The sequence below is a fragment of the Candidatus Omnitrophota bacterium genome (assembly GCA_034717435.1).
In the GTDB taxonomy this organism is placed as follows: Bacteria; Omnitrophota; JAUWXU01; order JAUWXU01; family JAUWXU01; genus JAYELI01.
The window spans coordinates 1-9,469 of sequence record JAYELI010000044.1; the positions used below are offsets into that span (position 1 = coordinate 1).

Consider the following 9,469-nt stretch of genomic DNA (forward strand, 5'->3'; position numbering starts at 1 on the left):
GAGGGAGCGTAAGCGTAGGTGTCATCCTGAGGGAGCGTAAGCGACCGAAGGATCTCATAAAACCGTGTTTTCTGAGATTCTTCGGCCTTCGGCCTCAGAATGACCTTTAAGGTGTGCACTTTTAAAATTTAAATCGTCTAAAAACTGTGCACTTTTAATTCGTAGATAACATGCTAAGGTTTAAGATTTGACATCTGAAACAGGAAGCGGTATAATACACGGAAAAGCAGGAGTTTAACGCGATGAAACTTCGATTAGTCATTCCCAAGGGAAGTCTTCAGGCCGCAACAGTAGATATTTTTAAAAAAGCGGGTTTTAATATTATCATTAAACAACGCTCATACTCCCCCTATATTGATGACCCGGATATTTCAGTCGGCTTACTACGGGCACAGGACATACCTCGCTTTGTTGAACAAAGGGTTTTTGACTGCGGCATTACTGGTAATGATTGGATCCGGGAAAATAATTCAAAAGTCATAAAAGTTGCCGATTTAGTCTATGCCAAACAGACCTTAAGGCCTGTCAGGTGGGTGCTGGCGGTTCCGGGATCTTCTAATATAAAACGGCTCAATGACTTAAAAGGCAAGAAAGTGGCGACTGAACTGGTGAATGTTACACGGGCTTATTTAAAGAAAAATAAGGTAAAAGCCAAGGTAGAATTTAGCTGGGGCGCGACAGAGGCCAAAGTGGGAAGCGGTTTGATAGATGCGATAGTGGAGCTTACCGAGACAGGGCGCAGTTTAAAAGAACAAAACCTCCGGATAATAGATACAATATACCAGTCCAGCACTCAGTTGATAGCCAATAAATTGTCATGGAAGGACAAGAAGATAAAAAAGAAGATAGAAAATATCGCTTTGCTTTTAAAAGGCGCGGTTTCGGCAGAAGGCAAAGTCGGGATCAAGATGAATGTATCGTCTAAGAGTTTAAATAAAGTCCTTTCTCTTTTGCCGGCAATGAAGAATCCGACAGTATCCATGTTGTCTCAACCCGACTGGTTCGACGTAGATACTATTATTGACGAAAGTACTGCCAAGACCTTGATCCCGGAATTAAAAGATTCCGGCGCGCAGGGGATTGTCGAGTATCCTTTAAATAAAGTAATCTGTTAAAAGGAGGAAACCGCAAATGCCGTGCGGCAGAAAAAGAAAACGGGCCAAAATAAAGCAACACAAACGGAAGAAAAGAAGAAGAAGAGACCGGCATAAAAAGAAAAGAAAAAGATAATAAAAATGGTGTTTAGACGGTGCTTGAGTGCTCTGTTATTCTTTTTCCTGATAGAGATATCTTTTTTTGCATCTTTGACCTCAGCGGAAACAGCCTATACCTATTATCTGAAAGCCCTGCTTTATGATAATCAGCAAAGGTTCAATGATGCCATAAAAGAGTATCGGAAGATCCTGAAACACAATCCGGAAATTATTGAAGTTCGCCTGAGATTGAGCGAAGACTACACGCGGATCGGCCAACACCACAAAGCTGTTGCCGAACTTAACCGGGTAATTTCGCTTGCTCCCTTTTCTATTGAGGCCTACCTGGAATTAGGGTCTGTTTACATCCGCCAAAAAGACTATCCTCAAGCCATTAAGCAATATAACCGGGCCTTAGAGATAAATCCTCAGGAGAGCATAGCCCTGGCTGGTCTTGCCGACCTTTATCTTCTGCAGAATGATTTAGCCGAGGCCACGGAAGTATACCTAAAAATTATTGGGCTTAAACCGGATTTTTCACTGGCCCACTTTAACCTGGGGGTTATTTACAGCCGGCTTGAAGAGTTTGAAAAAGCGCTTTTGAGTTTTAAAAAAACCATAGAGTTGGACCCTGACTATATTGAAGCCTATTTAAACCTGGGGGTTATCTATGAAATTAGAGCAGACTGGCAAAACGCAATAGCCCGGTACGAACAGGCGCTGAGGATCGACCCTTTGAACATAAAGATCTACCGTCACCTCGCCCAGATTTATTATCAACAGAAGATGGTAGAGGAGGCTGTTCGTCAGTATAATCTATTGATTTCTCTATCGCCTAAACAAATAGCGCCTTACCTTGAGCTGACCTATATCTATTTGGCCGAGCGTAAACCCGAACAGGCCATCGAGGTTTTAAAGAAAGCCGAGAACCTGAAGGTTAAATTGGATAAGGTTTATCTTCTTTTCGGTCTGGTCTACGAGCTGATGGGGCAGGAGCAGAATGCCGTTACCTGGCTGAAAAAAGCTCTCGATATAAGTCAGAATAACGATTATCTGTATTTTAGGCTGGGAGCCCTTTATGACCGGATGGGAAAGAAAAGTGAGGCAGGAAACCAATTCAAGAAAGCCATTGAACTTAATCCCCGGAATGCCGAGGCTTATAATTATTTAGGTTATATGTATGCCGAGGCGGGTATAAACCTGGACGAGGCAGTTGAGTTAATAAAAAAGGCCTTGGAGATTGATCCGGATAGCGGAGCTTATGTAGATTCTCTGGGTTGGGCCTATTATAAGAAAGGCATGTTTGATCAGGCGCTGGTGCAGTTGGAGCGGGCAGTAAGCTTGCTGGGAAGTGATCCGGTAGTGCGTGATCATCTGGGGGATGTGTATTATCAAAAAGGTTTTAATGACCAGGCTGAAGCCCAATGGGAGAAGTCGCTGGAGCTTAAGCCGGATCAGGAGAGCGTTGAAAGTAAACTTAAAAAACTATTAAGCAACACAAATGATCACAGAAAGAATAAGCAATAATATGGGCTTTGAGCTTTGAGCTATGAGCTGATCTGTGATTTGGAAAGGAATGAGGATGTCTTATCCCGATAAACAGATCAAAGAATTAGAACAAAAAGCCAGGAAGATCAGACGGATGATTATTCAAATGATAACCCGGGCTGGAAGCGGTCATCCCGGCGGTTCTTTGTCTTCAACAGACCTTATAACCTGCCTTTATTTTGCTGAACTTCGGCATAAACCCGAAACCCCCAAATGGCCGGATCGGGACAGGTTTCATATGTCAAAAGGACACTGCTGTCCTTTATGGTATGCGGTATTGGCAGAAAGCGGTTATTTTAAGGTGGATGAGTTGCGGAACTTGAGAAAGCTGGGCAGTATTTTACAGGGCCACCCTGACTGGAGGACGCCGGGAGTGAACGTAGCCAGCGGGTCATTGGGCCAGGGCCTTTCGGTTACCTTAGGTATGAGCCTGGCCGGGAAGCTGGACAAAAGGGATTATCGCGTTTATTGCCTGCTTGGCGATGGAGAAATTCAGGAGGGCCAGATCTGGGAAGCGGCGATGGCTGCCAGCCATTACAAATGCGGCAATCTTTGCGCTATCTTGGATTATAATGGTTATCAGATAGACGGTAAGATTAGCGAAATAATGAACCTGGAGCCTTTGGCTGGTAAATGGCAGGCCTTTGGCTGGAACACTATTGAAATAAACGGCCATGATATAAGCCAGATCCTGCAGGCATTTGGCCAGGCCAAAGACATGAAAAGCAAGCCTTCGATTATAATTGCCCGGACAATAAAAGGTAAAGGCGTGTCTTTTATGGAAAACGTGGTTGATTTTCACGGACGCGCTCCTACTGCTGAAGAAGGGGAAAAAGCTCTTAAAGAGCTGGCATAAATAAATTGCTAAATGGTTAAAAGGAGATCAGGATGTCAGAGAAGATGATGGCCAGAGATGTTTATGGCGAGACACTTGTGGAACTGGGACGTAAGAACAAAGATATAGTGGTTCTTGATGCTGATTTGTCCGGTTCTACCAGAACAGTTAAATTTGGTAAGGCTTTTCCCGAGCGGTTCTTTAATATTGGAGTTGCTGAGCAGAATCTTATCGGCGTGGCCGGAGGGTTGGCCAGCTGCAACAAAACAGTCTTTGCCAGCACCTTTGCCATATTTGCCAGCGGAAGGGCCTGGGACCAGGTGCGAAATACTATTGTTTATAACAAATTAAATGTCAAGATAGTAGCCAGCCACGCCGGAATTACAGTAGGGCCTGACGGAGCCAGCCATCAGGCTGTGGAAGATATAGCTCTGTTCAGGGTCCTGCCGGAGATGGTTATTATGGTGCCCTGCGACGGGCCGCAGACTAGGGATATTATCCGGCTGGCTGCCGGGTATAAAGGCCCGGTTTACGTCAGGATGGGAAGGGCCAAGATTCCTACTATCGAGAATAAACCAAAGTTTGAAATGGGTAAAGCCCAGATTCTGCGCCAGGGCAGGGATGTCTCGATTATCGCCTGCGGAATAATGGTCAAAAATGCTTTGGACGCTGCCGGGATTTTAGCTCAAGAAAATAAACAGGCCCGGGTTGTCAATATGCATACCATTAAGCCGATAGATAGGCAGGCAATTATTGACTGCGCTAAACAGACGAAGGGGATTGTGGTCTGCGAAGAGCATATGATCAACGGTGGGTTGGCCGGTGCGGTTAGCGAGGTTTCCTCCGAAAGTGCGCCTGTCCCCATACAGAGAATTGGAATAAAGAATAGATTTGGTCAATCCGGCAGTCCTGATGAACTGCTCAAGAAATATAATCTGACAGCCGGGGATATTGTTGAGGCCTGCCGTAAACTGATGCAATAGATATAATGGATAGATTGATCCTGGATTCTCCTGCCAAAATAAACCTATATCTCAGGGTTCTCAATAAAAGAGAAGACGGTTATCATCAGGTTGAAACGCTTATCCAGGCTGTAGATCTCTGTGATAGATTGACCTTAACAAAATCCGCCGGCAATATCAGCGTTTCCTCTGATAGTCCGGATTTGCCCCTTGCCAGGGATAACCTGGCTTATAAAGCCGCTGATTTGTTAGTTAAAGAGTTGGCAATAAATAAAGGAGTCCGGATTTTTATCGAAAAAAAGATCCCGGTTGCCGCCGGCCTGGGAGGCGGCTCGAGTGATGCCGCCTCAGTGCTGTTAGGTTTAAATCAACTCTGGGATCTGAAGCTGGACAGTGAGGTCCTGATGGAATTTGGCAGGAAACTGGGGACAGACGTCCCCTTTTTTATTTCCCGGCACCAGACAGCTTTGGCCTTTGGCAGGGGAGACCGGATATTTCCTTCGGTGACAGACAAAATTAAGTGGTATTGCCTGATTATGCCTCCGGGGAAACTTTCTACTAAGAAAATATACGGCAAACTGGATTTTCTCAGAAAGAGGGACGCTAATTTGACTTTTAAATCCGGCGATGTTAAAATGCTAATCCCGCATAATGACCTTGCCCAAGCCGTAATAGAAGAACTGCCGGTTGTCGGTGAAATTATTGATCTTATGGGGTCTATGGGGTTTAAAGCCATGGTCTCCGGAAGTGGACCCGCAGTTTATGTGCTGGCTTCAGACAGAAAGGAGGCGATAAAGACAGCGCAGCAAATTGCAGCACAGAACAGGTGGACAACTTATGTAATCCAAACTTACAACAGGAGGAAGCAAAGTGGAAATAACAGAGGTTAGGGTATCTTTGCGAGAAGGAGAAAATAAAAAACTGAAGGCTTTTGCAACTGTCACATTTGATAACTGTTTTGTAGTCAGGGATATTAAGGTTATCGAAGGAAACAAGGGCCTGTTCGTGGCTATGCCTTCCAAAAAGCAAAAGGATGCTTGTCCCAAGTGCGGGTATAAGAATGTGATTAGGAGTAAATTCTGCAACCAGTGCGCAGCAGGCCTGGAGAATTTTTCCAAGCCTCCTTTCGCGGATGCAAACGAGCGGCAGACGGAGCACAGGGACATAGCGCATCCAATTACTTTGGAATTCCGGGAGACTATCCAGAAAAAAGTAATCGATGCGTATCAGGCTAAAAAGTCGAATTTGTCTCAACCATTTTCGTCTACCGATAGCCAGGATAAAAACCCAAACGGATCTTAAACCACCCTTAGTAAGGTATAAAAAACAGATGGCGGATCGTATAGGGGTAGTACAGCGGCCTTTGGAGCCGTTAGCGGAAGTTCGAATCTTCCTCCGCCAGCCAATGTTTCACCGTCATTGCGAGGCGCCGAAGGCGCCGAAGCAATCCCCTTGCGGGGAGGCTTCGCACTCTCGAAAACAGAGATTGCTTTGCTCCCCCCGAAACTCCGGGGTCGCCCGCAATGACGATGAAAAACGACTATTAAAACCATGAAGAATACGATCGCCGTAATATTAGCCGCTGGTAAAGGCACGAGAATGAAGTCCCGTTGGCCCAAGGTCTTGCATGGCCTATGCGGCCAGCCGATAATAGACTACTCACTGGACACCTTAAAATCCCTGGGGATAAAAAAGGTTATAGTGGTAGCCGGGCACCAATATGATTTAATCGCCGGCTATCTTAAGGGAAGAGCGGTTTTGGTAAAACAAAAACAACTCTTGGGAACAGCCGATGCGCTTCTGCGGGTACAGGATAAAATTACCGGATTCAAGGGAAATTTATTGGTTTTATGCGCCGATGCGCCGCTTATCACCCCTGGAATTATAAAAAAGCTAATTGGTAAGTTTAAAATTTCGCAGGCAGATTGTGTATTACTAACTACTATTTTAAAAAAATGCGGTGGATATGGCAGAGTTGTAAGAAACGACAAAGGCTGTATAATGAAAATAGTGGAACATAAAGACGCTACCCCTCCTGAGCGGAGGAAACATGAAATAAATTCAGGGCTTTATCTCTTTAACAGTAAACACGTTTTTAGACTGCTGAAAAAGATTACTCCCCGGAATAAAAAAGGGGAATATTATCTGACCGATATCATTTCTTTATTCGTTAGCCAAGGTTTGAAGGTAAAATCCGTAATAAGCCCTAAACCAACGGAGGTGTTGGGTATAAACTCTAAAAGCGAATTGGCCCGGGCAGAACAGGTACTCAGGCGGAGGATACTGGATCAGCTTATGAATAAAGGTGTTACTGTTCTGGATCCGAAAACTACCTATATAGGAAGCAGGGTTAAGATGGGCCGGGATGGTATTATTTATCCCTGCACGTTTATTGAGGGAGAGATAACAATAGGCAGGGACTGTCGGATAGGCCCATTTTCCAGGATCAGAGGGAGATGCAGGATTGCTGATGATGTAGAAATCGGCAACTTCGTTGAGCTGGCAAGATCTAATGTCGGCAGATCGGCTAAAATAAAACACCATTGTTACATTGGAGACTGCATTATTAAAAACAACGTCAACATCGGAGCGGGGACGGTCACCGCTAATTATAACGGCAAAGAAAAAAGCCAAACGATTATCGGCCAGGGTGCGTTTATTGGTTCCGGGACCGTATTGGTTGCGCCGGTTAAGGTAGGTAAAGGCGCCGTGACCGGTGCAGGAAGCGTGGTAACCGCAGGCAGAAATGTCCCGGCGCATACAGTGGTGGCAGGCGTCCCGGCGAAAATACTAAAAAAGAAACAGTCTTAAACTGTTAAATGGTCAAATTGTTATACTGTTATACTGTTAACCATTTAGTAATCAGACTGTGTCGTAATTCATTTTATTGTATACTGATACACAATATATTGTAGTTGCCCAATTTATTGGGCGCTCTATGCTGTGCCTGATAAATCAGGCAACTACATTACGACACAGTCTGACTGTTAAATTGTCAAACCGTTATAGCCATTTAGCAATTTATCAGTTTAGCAATTTAACAATTTAAATAAGGAGGGCAATTATGAGGGATAAATTGACTGTGTTCAGCGGGAATGCCAGCAAAGACCTGGCAGAAGGCATAGCTAAATATTTAAAATTAACATTAGGCAGGGTCAACGCGGGTAGGTTTAGCGACGGCGAGATATCGATAAAAATAGAAGAGAATGTCAGGGAAAAGGATATATTTGTAATCCAGTCCATTTATCCGCCGGCAGATAATTTAATGGAACTGCTTATTTTGATCGACGCGCTTTCCCGTTCTTCTGCTCAACGGATAACAGCGGTAGTGCCTTATTACGGATATGCCCGGCAGGATAGAAAAGACAGGCCCCGGGTTCCGATAACCGCTAAATTAGTGGCTGATCTTTTAAGCGTAGCCGGCGCCGACAGGGTCCTTACCATAGACCTGCATGCCGGGCAGATCCAGGGATTTTTTGATATCCCGGTGGATAATCTTTACGCGGTTAATATACTGCTTGAGCATTTTCGGAATCTCAATTTAGATAATTTAGTAGTTGTTTCTCCGGATGTCGGCGGAATAAAAATGGCCCGGGCATATTCTAAAAGGCTTTCGGCATCTTTAGCCATAGTTGATAAGCGCCGGATAAACGATCGACAGGCAGAAGTTATGAATATTTTAGGAGAGGTAAAAGGTAAAAACGTAATTATAGTCGATGATATTGTATCTACCGCTGGAACCATAACCGAGGCTGTCCGCGGGCTTAAAAACAGAGGCGCAAAAAACATCTATTGCGCTGTTACCCATTCGGTGCTGAGCGGCCCGGCCATTGAGCGGATAGACAAGGCGGATATCAATGAGTTTGTGGTTACCGATACTATTCCGGCGCAGGGTGAAAGAAGCCATCCTAAAATAAAGGTTCTTTCAGTAGCGCCTTTATTAGGAGAAGCCATCAAGCGCATTCATAATGGAGAAAGCGTCAGTTCTTTATTCACGTAAAAAGACACAGATTGGCTTTGAGTTGTGTATTGACGACGAACGAAGCGAGGAGGAGATAAACATGGAACGAGTCCAACTTGAGACAGAAACCAGGAAAGACATAGGCAAGGAAGCTGCCAGGAAATTGCGCAAGGCCGGGCTGGTGCCGGTTGTTTGTTATGGAGCGGGTGAAAAAACACTCAACCTTACGATAAAACTGCATGACCTGACAGAGGTCCTGCATACCGCTCGCGGGGAAAACGTGATCATTGATTTAAAGATCGGCGGCAAAGGGGGTAAGACCAAGACGGTAATTGTAAAAGATATGAACCATGACCCGATGAAGGGTGATATCCGCCATGTAGATTTTCAGCATATATCCCTTACCAAACAAATCAAGGTCAAGGTTCCTATCCACACCAAGGGCGAGTCCCCCGGGATTAAGGAAGGCGGGATACTGGAACACATTTTATGGGAGATAGAGATAGAATGTCTTCCAGCCCAGATCCCGGAGAGGATGGATGTGGATATTTCTAAACTGGCTATCGGGGATTCTGTCTGCATCAAAGAACTGCAAATTCCTGAGAATATAAAAATTATTCAGGACCCTGAAGACCTGGTAGTCCAAGTGGCTGCGCCCAAGGCCGAGGTAGTAGAGGAAGTTATCCCGGGAGATGAGATAACCGAACCCGAGGTTATTAAGAAAGAAGAAAAAGAAGAGGTTTCCGAAGAAGAGGAAATTAAAAAGCCCTCTAAGCCGGAAGAGAAACCTCATAAAGAATAAATAAATTGTTGCATTCAGATTGTGTCGTAATTCATTTTAGACGATTTATGTTTTAAAAGTGGACACCTTAACCGAAATTAAAAATAATAACGCTAAAAAGGTCATTCTGAGGCCGAAGGCCGAAGAATCTCAGAAAACACGGTTTTATGGGAGATCCTTCGGTCGCCC

The 9,469-nt window shown here is 44.7% G+C and carries 9 protein-coding genes and 1 tRNA gene; all 10 read left to right on the forward strand.

Going from position 1 to position 9,469, the window contains the following annotated elements; all coding sequences use genetic code 11:
• Positions 1–242: 242 nt before the first annotated feature.
• The 10 genes from hisG (at position 243) to U9Q08_03840 (ending at position 9,301) form a co-directional block, all read left to right on the forward strand.
• Positions 243–1,115: an ATP phosphoribosyltransferase gene (gene hisG, locus U9Q08_03795; GenBank protein MEA3328834.1), complete on the forward strand. Its 873-nt coding sequence runs from the start codon at positions 243–245 to the stop codon at positions 1,113–1,115.
• Positions 1,116–1,235: 120 nt separating this feature from the next.
• Positions 1,236–2,720, forward strand: coding sequence for a tetratricopeptide repeat protein (locus U9Q08_03800; protein MEA3328835.1), 1,485 nt, complete (start codon positions 1,236–1,238; stop codon positions 2,718–2,720).
• A 55-nt stretch (positions 2,721–2,775) separates the two neighbouring features.
• The gene (locus U9Q08_03805; GenBank protein ID MEA3328836.1) at positions 2,776–3,597 is read left to right on the forward strand and encodes a transketolase; all 822 of its coding nucleotides are present in this window, start codon (positions 2,776–2,778) and stop codon (positions 3,595–3,597) included.
• 32 nt (positions 3,598–3,629) lie between these two features.
• Positions 3,630–4,559: a transketolase family protein gene (locus U9Q08_03810; protein MEA3328837.1), complete on the forward strand. Its 930-nt coding sequence runs from the start codon at positions 3,630–3,632 to the stop codon at positions 4,557–4,559.
• A 5-nt stretch (positions 4,560–4,564) separates the two neighbouring features.
• Positions 4,565–5,428 carry a 4-(cytidine 5'-diphospho)-2-C-methyl-D-erythritol kinase gene (ispE, locus tag U9Q08_03815; protein MEA3328838.1) on the forward strand — a complete coding sequence of 288 codons (864 nt, stop codon included), beginning with the start codon at positions 4,565–4,567 and terminating at the stop codon, positions 5,426–5,428.
• A complete protein-coding gene (locus tag U9Q08_03820; protein ID MEA3328839.1) occupies positions 5,409–5,840 on the forward strand; it encodes a SpoVG family protein in 432 nt (143 codons plus the stop codon). The genes ispE and U9Q08_03820 overlap by 20 nt, the downstream gene beginning before the upstream one ends.
• A gap of 29 nt (positions 5,841–5,869) precedes the next feature.
• Positions 5,870–5,943, forward strand: a tRNA-Gln gene (locus U9Q08_03825).
• 146 nt (positions 5,944–6,089) lie between these two features.
• The gene (locus U9Q08_03830; GenBank protein ID MEA3328840.1) at positions 6,090–7,349 is read left to right on the forward strand and encodes an NTP transferase domain-containing protein; all 1,260 of its coding nucleotides are present in this window, start codon (positions 6,090–6,092) and stop codon (positions 7,347–7,349) included.
• A gap of 253 nt (positions 7,350–7,602) precedes the next feature.
• A complete protein-coding gene (locus U9Q08_03835) occupies positions 7,603–8,538 on the forward strand; it encodes a ribose-phosphate pyrophosphokinase (protein ID MEA3328841.1) in 936 nt (311 codons plus the stop codon).
• A 61-nt stretch (positions 8,539–8,599) separates the two neighbouring features.
• Positions 8,600–9,301, forward strand: a complete 702-nt coding sequence (locus U9Q08_03840) for a 50S ribosomal protein L25 (protein MEA3328842.1) — start codon at positions 8,600–8,602, stop codon at positions 9,299–9,301.
• The last annotated feature ends 168 nt before the right edge of the window (positions 9,302–9,469 follow it).

Coding starts and splice junctions, on each gene's coding strand:
- U9Q08_03810 (MEA3328837.1), top strand. CDS start 3,630: ATGTCAGAGAAGATGATGGCCAGAGATGTTTATGGCGAGACACTTGTG.
- U9Q08_03830 (MEA3328840.1), top strand. CDS start 6,090: ATGAAGAATACGATCGCCGTAATATTAGCCGCTGGTAAAGGCACGAGA.
- U9Q08_03840 (MEA3328842.1), top strand. CDS start 8,600: ATGGAACGAGTCCAACTTGAGACAGAAACCAGGAAAGACATAGGCAAG.
- hisG (MEA3328834.1), top strand. CDS start 243: ATGAAACTTCGATTAGTCATTCCCAAGGGAAGTCTTCAGGCCGCAACA.
- ispE (MEA3328838.1), top strand. CDS start 4,565: ATGGATAGATTGATCCTGGATTCTCCTGCCAAAATAAACCTATATCTC.
- U9Q08_03805 (MEA3328836.1), top strand. CDS start 2,776: ATGTCTTATCCCGATAAACAGATCAAAGAATTAGAACAAAAAGCCAGG.
- U9Q08_03800 (MEA3328835.1), top strand. CDS start 1,236: ATGGTGTTTAGACGGTGCTTGAGTGCTCTGTTATTCTTTTTCCTGATA.
- U9Q08_03835 (MEA3328841.1), top strand. CDS start 7,603: ATGAGGGATAAATTGACTGTGTTCAGCGGGAATGCCAGCAAAGACCTG.